The organism is Streptococcus parasanguinis (assembly GCF_001073155.1).
GTDB classification, from domain to species: Bacteria; Bacillota; Bacilli; order Lactobacillales; family Streptococcaceae; genus Streptococcus; species Streptococcus parasanguinis_D.
In genome coordinates this window covers 44472-64490 of the sequence record NZ_JVEE01000003.1, presented here as the reverse complement: position 1 = coordinate 64490, position 20019 = coordinate 44472, and the positions used below count along the sequence as shown (strand labels likewise).

At 37.3% G+C, this 20019-nt stretch carries 19 protein-coding genes; 12 read left to right on the top strand and 7 right to left on the bottom strand.

Annotation, left to right across the window (positions count from 1 at the left end):
- Positions 1–160: 160 nt before the first annotated feature.
- Positions 161–2728, bottom strand: a complete 2568-nt coding sequence (locus ADH92_RS00330) for a YfhO family protein (protein WP_049495800.1) — start codon at positions 2726–2728, stop codon at positions 161–163.
- A 49-nt stretch (positions 2729–2777) separates the two neighbouring features.
- A complete protein-coding gene (locus ADH92_RS00325; RefSeq protein ID WP_049486042.1) occupies positions 2778–4403 on the bottom strand; it encodes an ATP-binding cassette domain-containing protein in 1626 nt (541 codons plus the stop codon).
- A gap of 205 nt (positions 4404–4608) precedes the next feature.
- On the opposite strand from ADH92_RS00325, the gene trpS reads away from it, so the two are divergent.
- Together trpS and guaB are read left to right on the top strand one after the other, a co-directional pair.
- A complete protein-coding gene (gene trpS / locus ADH92_RS00320) occupies positions 4609–5637 on the top strand; it encodes a tryptophan--tRNA ligase (protein ID WP_049486041.1) in 1029 nt (342 codons plus the stop codon).
- A gap of 142 nt (positions 5638–5779) precedes the next feature.
- Positions 5780–7261 carry an IMP dehydrogenase gene (gene guaB, locus ADH92_RS00315; protein WP_003009220.1) on the top strand — a complete coding sequence of 494 codons (1482 nt, stop codon included), beginning with the start codon at positions 5780–5782 and terminating at the stop codon, positions 7259–7261.
- A gap of 45 nt (positions 7262–7306) precedes the next feature.
- Here the strand turns inward: guaB and recF are convergent, their stop codons facing one another.
- Both recF and yaaA read right to left on the bottom strand, forming a co-directional pair.
- Positions 7307–8401 (bottom strand): DNA replication/repair protein RecF, encoded by a 1095-nt coding sequence (recF, locus tag ADH92_RS00310; RefSeq protein WP_049495794.1) that lies wholly within the window; start codon positions 8399–8401, stop codon positions 7307–7309.
- Positions 8401–8763 carry a S4 domain-containing protein YaaA gene (gene yaaA, locus ADH92_RS00305; RefSeq protein WP_049475062.1) on the bottom strand — a complete coding sequence of 121 codons (363 nt, stop codon included), beginning with the start codon at positions 8761–8763 and terminating at the stop codon, positions 8401–8403. The genes recF and yaaA overlap by 1 nt, the downstream gene beginning before the upstream one ends.
- 155 nt (positions 8764–8918) lie before the next feature.
- Here yaaA and yfmF point away from each other — a divergent pair, with 155 nt between their 5' ends.
- From yfmF to ADH92_RS00265, 8 genes are all read left to right on the top strand, one after another.
- Positions 8919–10166 (top strand): EF-P 5-aminopentanol modification-associated protein YfmF, encoded by a 1248-nt coding sequence (yfmF, locus tag ADH92_RS00300; RefSeq protein WP_049475081.1) that lies wholly within the window; start codon positions 8919–8921, stop codon positions 10164–10166.
- An 8-nt stretch (positions 10167–10174) separates the two neighbouring features.
- A complete protein-coding gene (yfmH, locus tag ADH92_RS00295; RefSeq protein ID WP_049495790.1) occupies positions 10175–11449 on the top strand; it encodes an EF-P 5-aminopentanol modification-associated protein YfmH in 1275 nt (424 codons plus the stop codon).
- 26 nt (positions 11450–11475) lie between these two features.
- On the top strand, positions 11476–11883 hold the full coding sequence (locus tag ADH92_RS00290; protein ID WP_049495786.1) for a helix-turn-helix domain-containing protein: 408 nt from the start codon (positions 11476–11478) through the stop codon (positions 11881–11883).
- Positions 11884–11914: 31 nt separating this feature from the next.
- Positions 11915–12454, top strand: a complete 540-nt coding sequence (pgsA, locus tag ADH92_RS00285; protein WP_003009208.1) for a CDP-diacylglycerol--glycerol-3-phosphate 3-phosphatidyltransferase — start codon at positions 11915–11917, stop codon at positions 12452–12454.
- Positions 12455–13279 carry an energy-coupling factor ABC transporter ATP-binding protein gene (locus tag ADH92_RS00280; RefSeq protein ID WP_003010767.1) on the top strand — a complete coding sequence of 275 codons (825 nt, stop codon included), beginning with the start codon at positions 12455–12457 and terminating at the stop codon, positions 13277–13279. It begins immediately after the preceding gene.
- Positions 13264–14106, top strand: a complete 843-nt coding sequence (locus ADH92_RS00275; protein ID WP_049495781.1) for an energy-coupling factor transporter ATPase — start codon at positions 13264–13266, stop codon at positions 14104–14106. The genes ADH92_RS00280 and ADH92_RS00275 overlap by 16 nt, the downstream gene beginning before the upstream one ends.
- The gene (locus ADH92_RS00270) at positions 14099–14896 is read left to right on the top strand and encodes an energy-coupling factor transporter transmembrane component T family protein (RefSeq protein ID WP_049495779.1); all 798 of its coding nucleotides are present in this window, start codon (positions 14099–14101) and stop codon (positions 14894–14896) included. The genes ADH92_RS00275 and ADH92_RS00270 overlap by 8 nt, the downstream gene beginning before the upstream one ends.
- A 157-nt stretch (positions 14897–15053) precedes the next feature.
- Positions 15054–15704, top strand: coding sequence for a LysM peptidoglycan-binding domain-containing protein (locus tag ADH92_RS00265; RefSeq protein WP_049495775.1), 651 nt, complete (start codon positions 15054–15056; stop codon positions 15702–15704).
- A gap of 24 nt (positions 15705–15728) precedes the next feature.
- Here ADH92_RS00265 and ADH92_RS00260 read toward each other — a convergent pair whose 3' ends face one another.
- From ADH92_RS00260 to sdaAB, 3 genes are read right to left on the bottom strand one after another with little or no spacing between them, the layout of a single operon-like run.
- Positions 15729–16358 carry an HAD hydrolase-like protein gene (locus tag ADH92_RS00260; RefSeq protein ID WP_049495773.1) on the bottom strand — a complete coding sequence of 210 codons (630 nt, stop codon included), beginning with the start codon at positions 16356–16358 and terminating at the stop codon, positions 15729–15731.
- Position 16359: 1 nt separating this feature from the next.
- The gene (sdaAA, locus tag ADH92_RS00255; RefSeq protein ID WP_049495772.1) at positions 16360–17232 is read right to left on the bottom strand and encodes an L-serine ammonia-lyase, iron-sulfur-dependent, subunit alpha; all 873 of its coding nucleotides are present in this window, start codon (positions 17230–17232) and stop codon (positions 16360–16362) included.
- Positions 17233–17241: 9 nt separating this feature from the next.
- The gene (gene sdaAB / locus ADH92_RS00250) at positions 17242–17913 is read right to left on the bottom strand and encodes an L-serine ammonia-lyase, iron-sulfur-dependent subunit beta (RefSeq protein ID WP_023919982.1); all 672 of its coding nucleotides are present in this window, start codon (positions 17911–17913) and stop codon (positions 17242–17244) included.
- Between the two features lie 228 nt (positions 17914–18141).
- Between sdaAB and apf the strand changes: the two genes are divergently transcribed.
- Together apf and mnmA are read left to right on the top strand one after the other, a co-directional pair.
- A complete protein-coding gene (gene apf, locus ADH92_RS00245) occupies positions 18142–18684 on the top strand; it encodes an aggregation-promoting factor (RefSeq protein ID WP_049495766.1) in 543 nt (180 codons plus the stop codon).
- Positions 18685–18888: 204 nt separating this feature from the next.
- The gene (gene mnmA / locus ADH92_RS00240; protein WP_049492732.1) at positions 18889–20010 is read left to right on the top strand and encodes a tRNA 2-thiouridine(34) synthase MnmA; all 1122 of its coding nucleotides are present in this window, start codon (positions 18889–18891) and stop codon (positions 20008–20010) included.
- Positions 20011–20019: the final 9 nt, after the last annotated feature.

Genomic DNA, 20019 nt, shown 5'->3' with positions numbered 1-20019 from the left:
TCAGTTGGTAGTAGCGCATGACTGTTAATCATGATGTCGTAGGTTCGAGTCCTACTGGCGGAGCTAGTATAGCACCCATTTGGGTGTTTTTTTGTTTTGAAAAAGCTAGGATAATGACTATCCTAGCCTTTTATTTATAAGTGAACGATAGTTAGATTCCTTAACTTTTTCGTCTTTTTATTTGTCTCCATTCGTAGAGGAAGAAGAGAATGATTCCAACGAAAAAGGCAATGAGTCCTTCAATGAAGCCTTGGGGAACAAATGTTAAGGTGACTGTTCCGGATCCTTTTGAAACACGAACTCCCATCAATCCTTTCTGGATGCGATGAATTTGGATAGGCTTTCCATTTTGTTTAGCTGACCAGCCTTTATCATAAGGGAGTGTAAAAATAAGAGTAGTGTCTCTATTTGCGTTATAGGCTGCTACCAATTTGTTTTTCTTTTTGTGAATAGCAACTTCTTGCTGACGAATGCTAGCGATAGCTTGTGTGTATTGGTCAAGATCCAGAGCAAAAAATTCTGGTGTATCAAAGGAGACTGTCGAATTTTCTGGAAAACTCAAACGAATAGTAACTGTTTTCTCTGTGTCAAAATGGCCAATCGAAAAGAATGGAAAGGCATTATCAATGGTATAGCGTTGGGTCTGTCCATTGTAGCTGATTTCAATATCTTTCCGATCATCGTTTGAAAATTTTAAATTTGGAACATTGACATATAGTTGGCTATGGGCAGGAACCGTTACTTCATATTGAATACTTGCGTAGGATAGATGACTATCTTCTTCAATTTTTGCAGTTTGCAACGAAGATGTAGTATTTTGTGAAGTAGGCGAGAGAATATTTAATTTCTTATAAAATTTATATTTTTCATCTGTGATTTGATGGATGAATCGTGTCTGATTATCCAGTGTCAAATTCGTAAAGGAAGTATTTTTATAAGGTTTTGCTGACAGAAAGGCGATTGGTAAGGCATATTCGTTTTCTGAAAGTGAGACTCCATTTTTGATTGCAATCTCTTTAAATCCAAATTTTTGAACAGGTTGTTGGCTTAAATTATAGCGAACACCAAATAGACTATCCATTAAAATAGAATTGTTTTGGTATCGAAGATTGAGGTTGGTTCCTTCAGATTTAAATCCAAGTTTGTCCAATGTCGAGCTAGCATCCGTATTTCGTACAGATGAAAATTGAGAAATTCCATTATAACCATACTTCATGCTATCATTGCCCGTTTGTGGCTGTAGAATCTCAGTCCGATAATTAGAGTCTGTCTTCTCTCTTACTAAGGATTGGATGGCTTTTAAGTCTCGTTCGTAGGATGATCGAGAAGCAAATACCCATTCATTCGCAATTCCTTCCATTTGATAATAACTATTTACCGATAATTCAAAGATGGAGAAAAACAGGATCGAAAGATAGAAAAGTCTAGGCGGTATCTTTTTTAGGATAAATCCTAAACAGACCAAATAGAAAGCAATTAAAAATTCAAAAGTAACAATGAAATTGACAGCATCTAAAAATTTATAGTGACTGCTGTAAAGGACAGTTGCTCCAAATCCTAGAATAAGGAGGAAATTAGCAAGACTAAAACGAATCCAAGTGATCTCCTCTATTCTATTTAGTACTTCCCCTGCCATCAGAATAATCGTCAAAGAAAAGATCCAAGAGTATCGATGAAGAAACATATTTGGCGCGTGCATACCTTGCCAAAGGAGATCTAAAAATTGAAAACGAAAACTCAAAATAAGAATGGTCAAGAGTATAAAGTAAGAAAGTTTCACGTGAAACTTGATCGACTTGACAAAGAAAAAGGTAATCGCTAAAAGAAGTGGAAATAATCCCACGTAGATCATTGGAATTGATCCATATTTAGTAGTGTCAAAACTTCCAATGAAATTTTTTGCAAATACGTCAAGATACCAACTTTTTTCTGTAAAGATACTGTCAACCTTTGAAAAACTTTCTCCATGAGTGCGTAAATCTAAGAAGGTTGGATATAACATTACAAGACTTGTTATAACTGATAAAAGTGATACAATTACAAAACGGAAGAAGCGTTTTCCAATTCCTTTGATGTCCCATGACAGTTGTGTCAAGTACCATAAAATGAGAAAAATAGACATCATAAAACCAAAATAATAATTTTGGATAAACAAGCTGGTTAAGCTGATAAAGTAGAGAACCTCTCCCTCATTGTAAATGAGTTTCTTAAATCCATAAAGAATTAATGGTGCCAAGATAAAAACGTCTAGCCAAGTTTTGATTTCAATTTGACTGATAGCAAAGCTCATAAGAGCAAATGAGGTTGAAAGGGTAAGAACCAGGGATCTAGGAATTTTAGAAAACATTCCATGTAAACTAATATAAGTGCTTAACCCAATAGCTCCAAATTTAAGAAGAGTGATGAGGTAAACAGCATCTGGCATGGATTGTGCATTAAAGAAGTAGACAAGAGGAGAAAAGAAACTTCCTAGATAATAACTACTGAGTGCATAGAAATTAATGCCTAATCCACTTTGAAAACTGTAAAATAGGCTATCTGTCCCGTGTAAAATATTTCGAAGTGTGGTATCAAAAATGACATACTGATGATAACCATCTCCTAATAAGGGGGATGTATCACTGTTCCAGTAGATTCCTTGTGAGAGGTAAATAAAGAACATCATGATAGCTGGAATCAGGAAAGAAGATACTATAAAAAGGGATGTTTTTAGCTTTATTTTATTCATATATTTCTACTGAAAGAGCCTGAAATAATGATTTCAGGGCTCTTTATTTTTATGATTGACTCCAAAGTTCTTTCACTTTTGCTTGAACTTCTTCATTTTCAAGAAACTCATCATAGGTTTCATCAATACGATCGATTACGCCGTTTTTTGAAAGAACGATAATATGGTTGGCGAGTGTTTGAATGAATTCGTGGTCATGGCTAGCAAAGATAATCGATTCTTTAAAATTCTTCAATCCATCATTCAAACTTGAGATAGACTCCAAATCTAAGTGATTGGTTGGATCATCTAGTACAAGAACATTTGACTTGAGAAGCATCAATTTAGACAACATGACACGAACTTTTTCTCCCCCTGACAATACGTTGACAGACTTGTTAACTTCGTCACCCGAAAAGAGCATACGTCCTAAGAAACCACGAAGGAAAGTATTGTCATCTTCTTCTTTACTTGCAAATTGACGAAGCCAATCAAGAATACTTTCACCACCTGCAAAATCCCGACTGTTGTCTTTTGGTAGATATGATCGACTAGTTGTAACTCCCCACTTGACAGTTCCTTCATATTCAATATCATCCATCAATGCACGGATTAAAGCGGTTGTTTGAATATCGTTCTGTCCGATAAGCGCGGTTTTGTCACCAGGACGTAAGATGAAGCTGATATTGTCAAGGATGGTTTCTCCATCAATCTTGACAGAAAGATTTTCAACTGTCAAGAGATCGTTACCAATTTCTCGTTCTGCCTTAAAGTTGATAAATGGGTACTTCCGACTAGATGGAACAATTTCTTCAAGTTCAATCTTGTCAAGCATTTTTTTACGCGAAGTTGCTTGTTTTGATTTTGAAGCGTTGGCTGAGAAACGTGCGACAAACTCTTGTAATTGTTTAATTTTTTCTTCAGCTTTTGCGTTTCTATCTGCTTGTAATTTTGCTGCAAGTTCAGAAGATTCTTTCCAGAAATCATAGTTTCCGACGTAAAGTTTAATTTTTCCAAAGTCAAGATCCGCCATATGGGTGCAGACTTTGTTCAAAAAGTGGCGGTCGTGGGATACAACGATAACCGTATTTTCAAAATCAATCAGAAAATCTTCTAACCAGGTAATGGATTGAATATCCAATCCATTGGTCGGCTCGTCCAAAAGAAGGACATCTGGTTTACCAAAAAGGGCTTTAGCTAAGAGAACTTTCACTTTATCCCCATTGGCTAACTCGCTCATAGTTTGATAATGAAGGTCTTCTGAAATATTTAGATTTTGAAGTAATTGAGATGCTTCACTCTCTGCTTCCCATCCACCGAGTTCGGCAAATTCACCTTCAAGTTCAGCTGCACGGACGCCGTCTTCATCAGAGAAATCTTCTTTCATGTAGATAGCATCTTTTTCTTTCATAATGTTGTAGAGCTTTTCATTTCCCATAATGACAACATCGATGACCCGCTCGTCTTCGTAGTCAAAGTGATTTTGACGCAAAACAGACAAACGTTCATCAGGGCCAAGAGAAATATGACCAGTTGTTGGTTCAATATCTCCAGCTAAAATTTTTAAAAAGGTTGATTTTCCAGCACCGTTGGCACCGATGAGACCGTATGTATTTCCTTCTGTAAAGTTGATATTGACATCGTCAAACAATTTTCGATCACTAAAACGTAGTGAGACGTCTGATACTGTAAGCAATGATTTTCTCCTCTTTCTATAATGTCTTCATTTTACTAGAAAATAGGGGAAAATTCAACTTTTTTACTGTCAATTTGTTTTTACAATGATGTAAATGAAATTGACAGTTTAGTAAAGTGTTAATTCCTTACAAACATAGAGGATAGACTAACATTTTCAACTAGAAAGTGCTATAATGATAGGGATAACGATTAAGGAGAAGAGTATGACAAAACCCATCATTCTGACAGGAGATAGACCGACAGGAAAACTCCATATCGGCCACTATGTTGGTTCTTTAAAAAATCGCGTCTTGTTGCAAAATAAAGACGAGTATAATATGTTTGTTTTCCTAGCAGACCAGCAAGCTTTGACAGACCATGCAAAAGATCCAAAAACGATTGTAGAATCTATTGGTAATGTTGCTTTGGATTATCTGGCAGCTGGACTAGATCCTGAAAAAGTTACGATTTTCATTCAAAGTCAGATTCCTGAATTAGCGGAATTGACCATGTATTACATGAATCTTGTATCTTTGGCGCGACTTGAAAGAAACCCAACTGTAAAAACCGAGATTTCTCAAAAAGGTTTTGGTGAGAGTATTCCAACAGGATTTTTGGTATACCCTATTTCACAGGCAGCCGATATCACAGCATTTAAAGCGAATTTTGTTCCAGTAGGAAATGATCAAAAGCCAATGATTGAGCAAACTCGTGAGATTGTGCGTTCCTTTAATCATGCTTACAACACAGATACTTTGGTGGAACCGGAAGGGATTTATCCTGAAAATGAAGCAGCAGGGCGCTTACCTGGTTTAGACGGAAATGCTAAAATGTCTAAATCGTTGAATAATGGCATTTACCTAGCTGATGATGCGGATACTTTAAAGAAAAAAGTGATGAGTATGTATACTGATCCTGATCATATTAAAGTAGAGGATCCAGGAAAAATCGAAGGCAATATGGTATTTCATTACCTGGATGTATTTGGCCGTCCAGAAGATGTAGCTGAAATTGCAGAAATGAAAGAACATTATCAACGTGGTGGACTTGGTGATGTAAAGACCAAACGATATCTTTTAGAAATTTTAGATCGTGAATTAAGACCAATTCGTGAAAGACGACTTGAGTTTGCAAAGGATATGGGTGAGGTCTACTCTATTCTTGAAAAAGGAAGTGAGCGCGCTCGAAATGTAGCAGCTCAAACACTGGATGAAGTAAAATCTGCGATGGGAATTACCTATTTTAAAAAATAAAACGACTTCATTAAAAGCGAACATTTCTTACTGTTCATTGATAATTTACCAATAAATGATTGACAAATTGCCATAGAATGGTATGATATTAACAATAAAAATTCGAGCCTTGCTCAAATAAAAAGAAAAGAGGATCCAGCTAATGTCTAATTGGGACACAAAGTTTTTAAAAAAAGGGTTTACATTCGATGACGTGCTTTTGATTCCAGCAGAAAGTCACGTATTGCCTAATGATGCAGATTTAAGTACACAATTAGCAAGTAATTTACGCTTGAATATCCCAATCATTACTGCTGCTATGGATACGGTGACTGAAAGTCAAATGGCAATTGCTATGGCACGTGCTGGTGGACTTGGTGTGATCCATAAAAACATGTCAATTGAGCAACAGGCAGATGAAGTACGCAAAGTAAAACGCTCTGAAAATGGGGTTATCATTGATCCGTTCTATTTGACTCCGTCTCATACAATTGCAGAAGCAGATGAGTTGATGGGACGATACCGAATCAGTGGTGTTCCTGTTGTTGAAACACTTGAAAATCGTAAATTAGTTGGTATCCTTACAAACCGGGATTTGCGTTTTATTTCTGATTACAATCAACCCATTTCAAATCATATGACGAGTGAAAATTTGGTGACTGCACCGGTTGGAACTGATTTGGAAACAGCTGAACGCATTTTACAAGAGCACCGTATTGAAAAATTACCATTGGTAGATGAAAATGGTCGTCTTTCTGGCTTGATTACAATCAAAGATATTGAAAAAGTTATTGAGTTCCCAAATGCGGCTAAGGATGAATTTGGTCGTTTGCTTGTGGCTGGTGCCGTAGGGGTTACTTCAGATACTTTTGAACGTGCAGAAGCTCTTTTTGAAGCTGGTGCAGACGCAATTGTCATCGATACTGCTCATGGACATTCTGCGGGTGTTCTTCGTAAGATTGCAGAAATTCGTGCCCACTTCCCAGATCGTACCTTGATTGCAGGAAATATTGCAACCGCTGAAGGTGCTCGTGCATTATTTGATGCAGGGGTAGACGTAGTTAAGGTCGGAATTGGTCCAGGATCAATCTGTACAACTCGTGTTGTTGCAGGGGTTGGTGTTCCTCAAGTGACTGCTATTTATGACGCAGCCGCTGTAGCTCGTGAATATGGAAAAACGATCATTGCTGATGGTGGTATCAAGTATTCAGGAGATATTGTCAAAGCACTAGCAGCTGGTGGAAACGCGGTTATGCTTGGCTCAATGCTTGCAGGTACAGATGAAGCACCAGGTGAAACAGAAATCTTCCAAGGTCGTAAATTTAAAACATACCGTGGTATGGGATCTATTGCAGCAATGAAGAAAGGTTCTAGCGACCGTTACTTCCAAGGATCTGTCAATGAAGCCAATAAATTGGTCCCTGAAGGAATTGAAGGACGCGTTGCTTATAAAGGTTCTGTAGCAGATATGGTCTTCCAAATGATCGGTGGTATTCGTTCAGGTATGGGTTATGTTGGTGCAGCAACCATTCAAGATTTACATGATCATGCACAATTTGTCGAAATGAGCGGTGCCGGATTGAAAGAAAGCCATCCTCATGATGTGCAAATTACAAACGAGGCTCCTAACTACTCGGCACAATAAATTTACACATTTGTAAACAAAAATAACAGCATCTTGACAGTATTGTCAAGATGCTGTTTTGATATGACCGGCTTGAACAGTGAAAATTTTCAACTCTTCAGGTAGTTCTTTTAAATGATCGAGAGTGGTCGTTGTAATAAATGTTTGAATATTATTAGAGATGGTTTCAAGTAGTTGAAGTTGACGATAATTGTCAAGTTCGCTCATGACATCGTCAAGTAATAAAATAGGCTTTTCTCTTGTGATTTCTTCCATTAATTCAATTTCTGCTAATTTTAGAGAGAGAACAACACTTCGATGCTGGCCTTGACTACCAAAGGTAGCATTCATATTATTGATAAAAAATGCCAAATCATCCCTGTGAGGCCCAATACTTGTTGTTTTCCTAAAAATATCCTTCTGACGGTTTTTTTCCAACATAGAGAGAAACTGCTCTTCTATATCATTTCCTTCTTCAGAAAAAACAGTTGACTGATATTGAATAGATAGGTCTTCTTTGTTGTCAGAAAGTCGAGTGTGTTTTTCTTTTGCTTTAGCTTCTAATTTTTTAATAAACTCAAGCCGATGATGGATGACGCGACTTCCAAAACTAGCTAGTTGTGAATCTAAGACCTCCAAAAATGTAGCATCAATTTTTTCTGAATTTTTTAGATAACTATTTCTTTGTTTCAGTACATGGTTGTATTGAGATAAGTCGGATAAATAGAGAGGTTTCATCTGACCTAATTCAATGTCAATAAACTTTCGACGTCCTGCAGGTGATCCTTTGATCAGTTGCAAATCTTCGGGTGCGAAAAGGACAACATTCATATGGCCAATATAGTTCGATAATTTGGCTTGTTTCAAATGATTTACCTTAGTTATCCGACCTTTTGGTGTCAAGGAAATTTCTAATGGAAGGGGACCAGTTTCTCTTTGTAATTGACCAGACACTTTAAAATCGGTGGATTCAAAATAGATGAGATCTCTATCATTTCGTGTTCGATGACTTCTGGTTAAAGCTAGAAAATAAATTGATTCGAGAATATTGGTCTTTCCCTGAGCATTTTGACCTAGGAAAATATTTAATCCAGGATGAAACTCGACTTCTAGTTCTTGATAATTACGAAAATGTTGAATGGATAAGTGTTTTAACCACATTACGAGATACCAGGAAAGCGAATCGCTTTTTCTTTTTTGTTAGACTTTTTCGGTTGTTTCTTTTGTTGTTGATTGAGTTGCTTGACAAGTTTAGCAACACGTTCCTTTTCTTCCTTGTCTTTAAGATGCTCTTCTATTTCTTCTTGAGAAGGTTCAAGAATGGTGATAGTAACGCTCAGTTCAGGAATGTCAATTTGATCATTGACACGAAGTTTACGGCCTCTCCGTTGTTCTAATTCACCATTAACAAAGACTTCTTTTTCTTGAAGAAAGGCTTTGATTGCACCACCACTCTGTATAATACCGAGTTCTTTTAAGATTGCTTGTAATGTAATAAAGTCATCAAATAATTTGTAATTCATAGTTCACCTCTTTGCGTGTTATTATACCATATTTTTAGTTTTTCTAGGGTAGAGAATGTTGAGTGATTTGAGGAGCTTTTTCACAGTTTGAATTAGGATTTTAGTGTGATTTCGTGTTATAATGAAAGTTACTATTGAGTAGAACGAGGATGAAAATGGAATTAGTAAAGGGCGTGAATCTTCACTTTCTTCAATCAAAAAAATTTAAAACCAATAAAATTAAAGTCCGTTTTTCATCGCCATTAGATGAAAATACCGTGGCTGCGCGTGTTTTAGTAGCCTGTATGATGGAAACTGCAAATCAAAAATATCCAACTTCACAATTATTCCGTGAAAAATTAGCGAGTCTATACGGGGTAGAATTGTCCACCTCAGTCTCTAAGAGGGGTCGTGTTCATTATGTTGATTTGAATATTTCCTTTGTGCGCGATGACTTTTTGAGCAAGAAAAATGTTCTTACTGATGAGGTTTTGGACATTATAGAAGCTATCTTCTTTTCACCTTTGGTAGTAGAAGATCACTTTGACAGTGATACATTTGACGTTGAAAAGAAAAATACGATTTCCGATTTGGAGTCAGAAATTGAAGAGCCTTATTATTATGCACATGGGCAATTGAATCAACTTTTTTTTGAAGACGAAACAATCGGGATGTCAAGATTGGGGAAAGTTGATTTAGTGAGACAAGAGACAGCTCAAAGTTCTCTTGAACAGTTTCATCAGATGCTCCAATTAGATAACATTGACTTCTTTTTCATAGGCGATTTTAATGAGGTCGCTATTGTGGATCGAGTGAACCAGTTTGAATTCAAGCCACGTGATAACAATTTGTCTGTCACCTATCAACAACCTTTTACAAATGTTGTAAGAGAAAAGTTAGAGCAAAAACAAAACCAACAATCTATTTTAGAATTAGGTTACCATTTTTCTACCCAGTATGGAGAATCTCTCCATATCCCCCTAGTTGTATTAAATGGGATGCTGGGAGCTTTCTCGCATTCAAGACTTTTTCAAGTAATTCGTGAGAAAGATGGCCTTGCTTATACCATCTCTAGCCATTTTGATATTTTTACAGGCTTTATGAGAGTTTTTGCAGGCATTGATAAGGAATCTCGCACGAAAGTAATGACCTTGATTATGCGACAGTTGAATGATTTAAAACGAGGCAAGTTTACAGAGTCAGAGCTTCAATTGACAAAAGAAATGTTGGTGAATACGACCTTATTAGCACAGGATCGGCAAAATACCTTGATTGAAAGGGAATATCTGAAAACGATCCTAGGAAAGAAAGTCCTTTCTTTAGAAGAGTGGTTAGAGTCCATCGATAAGGTTAGTAGAGAAGAAATTATTGAAGTAGCAAAAACAATTAATTTACAGTCTGTTTATTTTATGGAAGGAAAGTAGTGTAAAGATTGAAAATTAAAGAAAAATATTATGAATCAGTTGGTGAGCAAGTTTACTTTACACGCTTGTCAAATGGGTTGACTATTCATTTAATTCCCAAAGAAGATTATTATGAAACCTATGGAATCATCACAACTAAGTTTGGCTCAGTGGATACACGAATTCTGGTGAATGGTGATGAACGGCAATATCCTGCAGGAATTGCTCATTTCCTAGAACACAAAGTATTTGAAGATGAAAATGGTCAAGATTATTTAAAAAAATTCGTTCATTTAGGATCGGAAAGTAATGCCTTTACAAGCTTTACAAAGACAAGTTATCTTTTCTCAACAACTTCAAAAGTCCCTGAGAATATTCAATTGTTATTAGAGATGGTTTCAAAGGCTTCCTTTACAGAAAAATCTATATCTAAGGAAAGAGAAATCATTCAACAAGAAATTGGAATGTACCAAGATAGTCCAGACTATCGATTATTTTTTGGTGCTTTAGAAAATTTATATCCTGGAACGCCGTTAGCAGATGATATTGCTGGGACTAGGGAGTCTATCTCTGACATTACAATAGATAATCTCCGTGAAAACTTTGATCTATTCTATCATCCCTCTCAAATGCATTTATTAGTGATCGGAAACTTTGATGTTGATGAAGTATTGCAAGTAGTAAAGAAATATGATCTGACTTCTCCTCGTCCTTCTGTGGAGTTAGAACGTTTTCCTGTAGAAAAAAATGAAGTAAGATTGAATCAATCTTGTAGAATGGAAGTTGCTACTCCGAAGTTGGCAATTGGAATTCGAGGAAATGATATCATTAAGGAAGAGGAAAAATTTCGTTATAAATTGATGTTGAAATTACTATTTTCGATGATGTTTGGTTGGACTTCGCAACGGTTTCAAAGTTTATATGAAGCTGGGAAAATTGACAACTCATTGACACTTGAAGTCGAGGTTGAGGAATTATTTCATTTCGTTATTTTGACAATGGATACTCAAGAACCGGTGTCCTTATCTCATCAATTTAGGTCAGCCATCAAACAATTTGAGAAGGATCCAGATGTGAATCAAGAACATTTGGATACGATTAAAAGCGAAATGTTTGGTGATTTCTTACAAGGTTTAAATTCGCTTGAGTATAGTGCCACTCAGTTTGAATATTTTTCAGACGGTAGCACTTCTTATGATCTTCCAAAGATTTTACAAGGTATTAGTTTACAAGATATCATCAAATTAGGGCGTCAGTTCATCGACCAGACTGAGATGGTTGATTATATGATTTTTCAAAAGTAGTAAACAATGTATCAAGAAGGGAAAACATGAAGAAGAGAACAATTGGTCAAGTGTTAAGACTGTCAAGAGTAAATTTACACTTGAGTTTACAAGATGTGTCAAGTAAGACAGCCATTGAAATTCCTTATATAGAAGCGTTGGAAAATGATGAGTTTGATCTATTACCGAGTCCCTTTTACGCTCAGATCTATCTTAAAAAGTTAGCATGGGCTTTGGGATTAGATGAGTCCATCCTATTGACAGCTTTTCGTGAAGGGAAAGAATTGTTATTTGATGAAGAGATACTTGTAGATGACGAAGAGCTTCATTCAAGAAAATTAAGACAGAAAGCGAGCTGGTTACCAATCCTGTATTATCTACTAGTTAGTTTTGCCATTCTTGGCTTTGTGATTTATATCGTATATTTTTATGAGTTTACAGCATCTGTAAAATAGATGTAAGGATAGTTTGTTTTTTGGAGGAAGTATGAAAAAAGAAAATATTCCTAATGCATTGACATTAATTCGGGTTGTGATGATTCCTATTTTTATTGCCATTTTAAGTTTAAGTCACTCTTACTTAGGACATATTGTAGCGGCAGTTATTTTTGCAATTGCTAGTATTACAGATTATTTAGATGGCTTTCTTGCACGAAAATGGAATGTAGTTAGTAATTTTGGTAAATTTGCCGATCCAATGGCAGATAAATTATTGGTCATGTCAGCCTTTATCATGATGATTGAATTAAAAATGGTTCCTGCTTGGATTGCAGCCGTTATCATTTGTCGTGAGTTAGCTGTTACTGGTTTGCGTCTTCTACTTGTTGAGACAGGTGGTACAGTTCTTGCTGCAGCCATGCCAGGAAAAATTAAAACCTTTAGCCAAATGTTTGCCATTATCTTTTTGCTTTGCCATTGGACACTTCCGGGGCAAGTGTTGCTTTATATTGCATTGATTTTCACAATTTATTCTGGTTACGACTACTTTAAGGGAAGTAGCTATCTCTTTAAAGACACATTTAAATAAATGAAACAGATGATTGAGCTAAAAAATGTATCCTTTCGATACGATAAAACAGTAGAAGAGTATCAAATTGACACGGTTTCGTTTCACGTGAAACAAGGAGAGTGGCTTTCGATTGTTGGACACAATGGTAGTGGGAAATCTACAGTTGTACGCCTGATTGATGGCCTTTTGGAAGCTGAGTCTGGTGAGATTTACGTTGATGGAAAACAACTGACTCGTGAAACCATATGGGAAATCCGTAGTAAAATTGGGATTGTATTTCAGAATCCTGACAACCAATTTGTTGGTGCGACAGTAGAAGATGATGTTGCCTTTGGTTTAGAAAATCAAGGAATTCCACGGGAAGAAATGCTTCAACGTGTGGAGAAGGCTATTGAGCAAGTCGGTATGCTGGAGTTTAAAGATCGCGAACCATCTCGTTTGTCAGGTGGTCAAAAGCAACGGGTGGCCATAGCAGGTATTATCGCCTTGAGACCAACTATTATTATCCTTGATGAAGCAACTAGTATGTTAGATCCAGAAGGTAGAGAGGATCTAATGGCGGTAATGAGAGAACTTCAGAAAAAGTTTCAATTAACAATTATTTCTATTACCCATGATTTAACCGAAATTGCCTTAAGTGATCGAACACTCGTCTTTCAAAAAGGAAAACTAGAGTCTTCTATGACACCGCGGGAATTGTTTTCAAGAAATGATCTGAATGAGATTGGATTAGATAAGCCTTTTAGTAAGCAGGTTCAAGAATCTCTCAGCTCACATTTTCCGCTAAAACAGGATTATCTAACAGAAAGTGAGTTATTAGACCAACTATGGGAATCTCTTTAAAGAATGTCTATTATACTTATCAAGAGGGAAGTCCTTTTGAAGGGCAGGCGCTTTCTGATATTAGTTTGGAAATAAAAAATGGATCTTATACAGCCATCATCGGGCATACTGGTAGTGGCAAGTCTACTTTGTTGCAATTACTAAATGGTTTACTGCGTCCGACTACAGGAACGATTCAATTTGAAGATTTTGTTTTAGATAATCATTCTGAGCCAAAAGAAATGAAGTACCTGAGAAAAAAAGTCGGTTTGGTTTTTCAATTTCCAGAAAGTCAGCTATTTGCGGAAACCGTTCTAGCTGATGTAGCCTTTGGACCACAGAATTTTGGGGTACCTAAGGACAAAGCGGAGGAAATAGCCAAAGAAAAATTAGCGATCGTTGGTTTAGAAGAGTCTATCTATGATAAAAGTCCATTTGAACTATCTGGTGGACAAATGAGGCGAGTTGCGATCGCGGGTATTTTAGCTATCGAACCAGAGATTTTAGTATTGGACGAGCCGACAGCAGGGCTAGATCCTGCTGGAAGAAAGGAATTGATGGCACTGTTTGAGACATTACATAAAAATGGGATGACCCTAGTCCTGGTAACTCATACGATGGATGATGTAGCAAATTTTGCTGATACCGTATTTGCTTTAGAAGCGGGAAAACTTGTCCTAAACGGATCCCCCAGGGAAGTATTTCAACAGGTTGAGTATTTACAAAAACTTCAATTAGGAGTCCCACAAATTACGAATTTTGCTCTTCAATTGAAACGAAGAGGACTTTCCCTGGACAGACTACCAATCAAAATTGAGGAACTAAAGGAGCTGTTACTTCATGAATAATATGATTTTGGGAAGATATATTCCTGGAAACTCCATTATCCACCAACTAGATCCTCGTGGGAAGTTGCTCTCAATGTTTTTATTCATATTTCTTCTGTTTTGGGCAAATAATATCCAGACAAATGTTCTTCTCTTTGCTTTTATTTTTGTTTTAATGTATCTAACGAGGATTTCGGTTAGTTTTTATATTAAAGGCTTAAAATCAATGATTTTTATCATTGCCTTTACAACTATTTTTCAATTATTTGCGACCTCTCAAGGAACTATTTTATATCAATGGTGGTTTTTTAAATTAACCGACCAAGGATTGATGCAAGCCGCCATCATATTTTGTAGATTTATTTTAATCATTTTTTATTCGACGATTTTAACCGTGACGACGACACCATTGAGTTTAGCAGATGCTGTTGAAAAGCTCCTTACACCACTAAAAATTATTAAGGTTCCGGCTCATGAGATTGGGTTAATGCTATCTATGAGTTTGCGCTTTGTTCCAACCTTAGTAGATGATACGAATCGAATCATGAATGCGCAAAGGGCACGTGGTGTTGATTTTGGTGAGGGAAATCTATTAAAAAGGATCCGTTCCTTTATTCCGATCCTCATTCCTCTATTTGCTTCTAGTTTTAAACGCGCAGATGCATTAGCAATTGCGATGGAAGCGAGAGGGTACAAAGGCGGTGAGGGACGAACACGCTATCGGACTCTGCAGTGGAGAGTAAAAGATACCCTAGCATTGCTCGTTATTCTGTGCCTCATGTTGATAGTTTTTTATCTAAAAAATGGATAGAGCTAGTTGTATTGGTTCAAAAATAAGGAAAAAGCGCTATACAAAGCGCTTTTTACATTAAATTCACATATTCTTGTAACATTTGTAATATATTCTACAATAAACTGTAACATTTTGTGTGTATGATAGAATTATGTTCGAAAGGAGAATAGAATTCATGAACAGTAAAAAGTTCCAATGGACAGTCACTTCCCTACTTTCAGCAGCATCACTTTTCATTTCTGGTATTGCTACAGTGAATGCTGAAACTTACGAAGTGAAGTCTGGAGATACTCTATCAAAAATTGCACTAGAAAATAACACTTCAGTAGAAAATATTATTGCATCTAACAATCTGACCAATGAAGATTTGATCTATGCAGGACAAATTATTGAGTTAGGTGAGCGTTCAAAATCTATGATTGATAAAGTTGCTCCACAAGAGCAAGCAAAACCTGCTGAAAGTGCACCTACAGCAACTGCAACAGCACAAACTGCTCAAAAACAAACAACTTATGCAGCAAATGCTGCAGTGACTTCTGCACAATCAACAAATGGTGGAATTGTTCTACCAAATGGGAATACTGCTGGAGAACAAGGATCTTATGCAGCTGCTCGTATGGCTGAAATGACTGGCGTACCTGCTTCTACTTGGGAAGCAATTATTGCCCGTGAATCAAATGGTCAAGTAAATGCAGCAAATGCTTCTGGTGCCAGTGGTTTGTTCCAAACAATGCCAGGTTGGGGTTCAACTGCAACAGTTGATGATCAAATCCAGTCTGCATACAATGCATATAGCTCACAAGGTTTATCAGCTTGGGGTTATTAAAAAATAGGTTTACAATTTGTAAACCTATTTTTTTAATGTCTCAAGAATATCAAGTGGAGAGTGACAAATAAAATCTGGTGAGTAAAGAAGTAGCTCTTCAAGATCTCCAAATCCCCAAGTGACTGCCATGGTTTTTATACCAACTGCTTGACCTCCAATGAGGTCAAATTTTGTGTCCCCAATAATCACTGTCTCCTCTTTTGGAAGGTCATTGCTTGACAAGGCGTATCGAATGACATCGGCTTTGTTGATACGATCTGAATTTGATCCATAAATTCCTTTAAAGTATTTAGCGATACCTAAATCTTGACACATCTGTAAAGCAACCGGTTCATGTTTTGAAGTAGTTACATAAAGAGGAATGTTTTCGTCTTGTAATGCTTTCAAAGCTTCTACTATCTGAGGAAACAGAGTTGATTTGTATTGACCTTTTTCATGATAATACTGGCGATAGATAGTTACGGCTTGATCTACCAAAGTTTCAGGAAGGGTAGCTTCAAAACTAGAAATCAAAGGTGGTCCCATAAAACTACGGATGGTTTTGAGATCGGGTTGAGGAACCTTCAAAGTATCGAATGTATGTTGAAAGCTCTCTGTAATTCCCTTGGAACTGTCAACTAATGTTCCATCTAAATCAAAAAATAAGGCTTGCATGTTATTCTCCAAATATCTCTTTTTGTAATCTACGTCCGGTTGGTGTTGCTGCCAATCCTCCTTCAGCTGTTTCTCTAAAGGCAGTCGGAAGACTAGAACCAACTTGGTACATGGCGTCAATAACTTCATCAACAGGTATTTTTGATTCAATACCTGCTAAGGCCATATCAGCAGCAATGAAGGCATAGCTGGCTCCCATTGCGTTTCGTTTGACACATGGAACTTCCACGAGTCCTGCTACTGGATCACAAATGAGCCCAAGCATGTTTTTGATGACAAAACAGACTGCTTGACTCGCTTGATAAGGAGTTCCTCCAGCAGCAAGTGTCAATGCAGCCGCACTCATAGCTGAAGCAGAACCAACTTCTGCTTGACAACCACCTTCTGCACCTGAAATAGAAGCATTATTGGCGATGACTAAACCAAAAGCTCCAGCTGTCAGTAGAAAATCTAGTTGTTGCTGACGGTTTAACCCTAATTTTTGAGTTGCTGCAGTGAGAACTGCGGGAAGGCAGCCAGCAGATCCTGCAGTGGGTGTTGCGCAGACCAGTCCCATCTTAGCATTGTGTTCGTTGACAGCAATAGCATTCTTCGCTGCGGTTAGGACGGTCAAGTCAGATAACGTTTTTCCTGATTTGATATAGCGATCTAATTTTGCGGCATCCCCACCGGTTAACCCACTACGAGAGTGGTTTTCATTTAACCCTAACCTTACAGAATCAATCATCACTTCTAAATTACGGGTCATTAATCGTAGGACTTCTTCTCGTTCACGACCAGTTAGTTCAAATTCAGTCGCAATCATTAACTCTGCGACGTTTCCTTCGTATTGCGCGCTTGCTTGTTCTACGAGGTCTACAATTGAATAAAACATATGAACTCCTTATTTGAAAAAGTTGACATTATGAAGATGAGGAATTTTACGGATATCGTCGATAGCTGCTTCACAACTCCTTGAGTCAACTTCTATAATCATAATCGCTTTTTCTCCAGCTTTTTCCCGTGTTACATTCATTTGTGCAATGTTAATATCATAGCGAGAAAGAGCTTCTGTCACATGGGCGATCATTCCAGGGACGTCCTGGTGAACAATGATAATGGTTGGAGTATTCATATTTAGCGAGATAGCAAAGCCATTTAACTCAGTAACCTGTATGTTCCCACCACCAATTGAGATTCCAGTGACAGAAATCGTTTTATGATCATTTTTAACAGTAATAGTCGTTGTGTTTGGGTGAGGAGCATTGCTTTCTTTTTGAATAGACCAAACAATCCTAATGCCTCGTTCATGTGCAATTTTTAGACTATCTGGGATTCTAGGATCATCTGTGTCCATTCCTAAGATGCCCGCTACTAAGGCTAAATCTGTTCCATGACCACGATAGGTTTTGGCGAAGGAATTAAATAATTGGAACTCAACTTCTTTTGGCTCCTCTCCAAAGATAGAAGAAACAATTTTACCAATTCGAACAGCACCTGCAGTGTGACTACTGGATGGGCCGATCATCACAGGTCCAATAATATCAAAAACTGATTGGAATTTTAAAGAGTTCATGCTCTGCTCCTTTGTGATCACTTTACTTCATTATATCAGATATGGCTGATGATTTCTTCTATTTTTCCCGAAATATCTGAGAAATCTTAAAGGGGGCTTAAAGCATTTATATTATCCTGGATTTTTAGTATTTCTAACATCTGACTGAAATATTTGACACATTATTTCAATAAATATGAAATATTTCTTGTGTAGTATAGAGGTATACCAATAAAGGAGTACATAATAATGAATAAAAAACAAATGATGAAACAAATTATTGGACTTAGTTTACTTGCAGGACTTTTCCTTCCAATTGTAGCGAATGCAGATTCTTATACTGTAAAATCAGGTGATACTTTATCTGCTGTTGCTAAAGAGAGGAACACAACGGTTGATGCGATTGCTAAGAAAAATAAGATTAGTAACGTGAATCTCATCTCAGTTGGTCAAGTTCTTGAGATTGAAGATGCAAATACAACGCAGAAAACTACGGAGCAAGCTCCTGCTAGTAAAACTGATACTACACAAGCAACAACTACTGTCTCTGCTTCAGATGGCTTGAGTGCGGAAGACGCGGCTGCTAAGGAATGGATTGCTCAGAAAGAGTCAAGTGGTAGCTATACAGCACAAAATGGCCAATATTATGGCCGTTACCAATTAACTATCACTTATTTGAATGGTGATTTATCACCTGCAAACCAAGAAAAAGTAGCCAATCAATATGTTGTCAACCGTTATGGATCATGGTCAGCAGCTAAAAATTTCTGGTTGGCAAATGGCTGGTATTAAATTCGTTTAAAAAGAGTTCTTGAATAGGACTCTTTTTAAATTTACAGACTTGTAAACCCATCGATCCTGATCAACAAAAAGAATAGTAAGATGCTTGTTTTCTAATATAAAGCGTGTTAAAATGGTAACTGCTCAAAACGACCTTCAATCGTTGAAGCAAACCACGACCTTCAATCGTGAGAAACGAAAAGATGGGAGAAATCTATGAGTGATAACTCGAAAACACGTGTTGTTGTTGGTATGAGTGGTGGTGTGGATTCATCTGTAACAGCTTTATTATTAAAGCAACAGGGTTACGATGTCATCGGCATCTTCATGAAAAACTGGGACGACACAGACGAAAATGGCGTCTGTACAGCTACAGAAGATTACAAAGATGTAGCAGCGGTTGCAGACCAAATTGGCATTCCTTACTATTCTGTCAACTTTGAGAAAGAATACTGGGATCGTGTCTTTGAATATTTCCTTGCCGAATACCGAGCTGGTCGAACACCAAATCCGGATGTCATGTGTAATAAGGAAATCAAATTTAAGGCCTTTTTAGATTATGCTATGACACTCGGTGCAAATTATGTAGCGACAGGGCACTATGCGCGTGTGGCGCGTGATGAAGATGGCATTGTTCATATGTTACGCGGCGTTGACAACGGGAAGGACCAAACTTATTTCTTAAGCCAGCTGTCACAAGAACAACTTCAAAAAACCATGTTCCCATTGGGACATTTGGAAAAGCCAGAGGTTCGTCGTCTAGCTGAAGAAGCTGGATTAGCAACAGCTAAAAAGAAAGACTCAACTGGGATTTGCTTTATCGGAGAAAAGAATTTCAAAGAATTTCTAGGGAACTATCTTCCTGCCCAACCAGGTCGAATGATGACCATCGATGGACGAGATATGGGTGAACATGCAGGTTTGATGTATTACACAATCGGTCAACGGGGTGGGCTTGGAATTGGTGGCCAACAAGGTGGAGACAATGCGCCATGGTTTGTAGTTGGGAAAGACCTCAGTCAAAATATTCTTTATGTCGGTCAAGGCTTCTACCATGAAGCATTGATGTCAACAAGTTTACAGGCTAGTCAAGTTCACTTTACACGAAATATGCCAGAAGAGTTTACATTAGAGTGTACAGCTAAGTTCCGCTATCGTCAGCCTGACTCCAAGGTGACTGTACACGTTAAAGGTGACAAGGCAGAAGTGATTTTCGCAGAACCTCAACGAGCCATTACACCAGGACAAGCTGTTGTTTTTTACGACGGTGAAGAGTGTCTAGGCGGTGGCTTGATTGACAATGCTTATCGGGATGGAAAAGTTTGTCAGTATATTTAGAATTTTCTA

Bases quoted from the DNA above. Each gene is read 5' to 3' on its own strand.
- ADH92_RS00330 (WP_049495800.1), bottom strand. From the start codon at position 2,728: ATGAATAAAATAAAGCTAAAAACATCCCTTTTTATAGTATCTTCTTTC.
- trpS (WP_049486041.1), top strand. From the start codon at position 4,609: ATGACAAAACCCATCATTCTGACAGGAGATAGACCGACAGGAAAACTC.
- guaB (WP_003009220.1), top strand. From the start codon at position 5,780: ATGTCTAATTGGGACACAAAGTTTTTAAAAAAAGGGTTTACATTCGAT.
- recF (WP_049495794.1), bottom strand. From the start codon at position 8,401: ATGTGGTTAAAACACTTATCCATTCAACATTTTCGTAATTATCAAGAA.
- yaaA (WP_049475062.1), bottom strand. From the start codon at position 8,763: ATGAATTACAAATTATTTGATGACTTTATTACATTACAAGCAATCTTA.
- yfmF (WP_049475081.1), top strand. From the start codon at position 8,919: ATGGAATTAGTAAAGGGCGTGAATCTTCACTTTCTTCAATCAAAAAAA.
- ADH92_RS00290 (WP_049495786.1), top strand. From the start codon at position 11,476: ATGAAGAAGAGAACAATTGGTCAAGTGTTAAGACTGTCAAGAGTAAAT.
- pgsA (WP_003009208.1), top strand. From the start codon at position 11,915: ATGAAAAAAGAAAATATTCCTAATGCATTGACATTAATTCGGGTTGTG.
- ADH92_RS00280 (WP_003010767.1), top strand. From the start codon at position 12,455: ATGAAACAGATGATTGAGCTAAAAAATGTATCCTTTCGATACGATAAA.
- ADH92_RS00275 (WP_049495781.1), top strand. From the start codon at position 13,264: ATGGGAATCTCTTTAAAGAATGTCTATTATACTTATCAAGAGGGAAGT.
- ADH92_RS00270 (WP_049495779.1), top strand. From the start codon at position 14,099: ATGAATAATATGATTTTGGGAAGATATATTCCTGGAAACTCCATTATC.
- ADH92_RS00265 (WP_049495775.1), top strand. From the start codon at position 15,054: ATGAACAGTAAAAAGTTCCAATGGACAGTCACTTCCCTACTTTCAGCA.
- ADH92_RS00260 (WP_049495773.1), bottom strand. From the start codon at position 16,358: ATGCAAGCCTTATTTTTTGATTTAGATGGAACATTAGTTGACAGTTCC.
- sdaAA (WP_049495772.1), bottom strand. From the start codon at position 17,232: ATGTTTTATTCAATTGTAGACCTCGTAGAACAAGCAAGCGCGCAATAC.
- sdaAB (WP_023919982.1), bottom strand. From the start codon at position 17,913: ATGAACTCTTTAAAATTCCAATCAGTTTTTGATATTATTGGACCTGTG.
- apf (WP_049495766.1), top strand. From the start codon at position 18,142: ATGAATAAAAAACAAATGATGAAACAAATTATTGGACTTAGTTTACTT.
- mnmA (WP_049492732.1), top strand. From the start codon at position 18,889: ATGAGTGATAACTCGAAAACACGTGTTGTTGTTGGTATGAGTGGTGGT.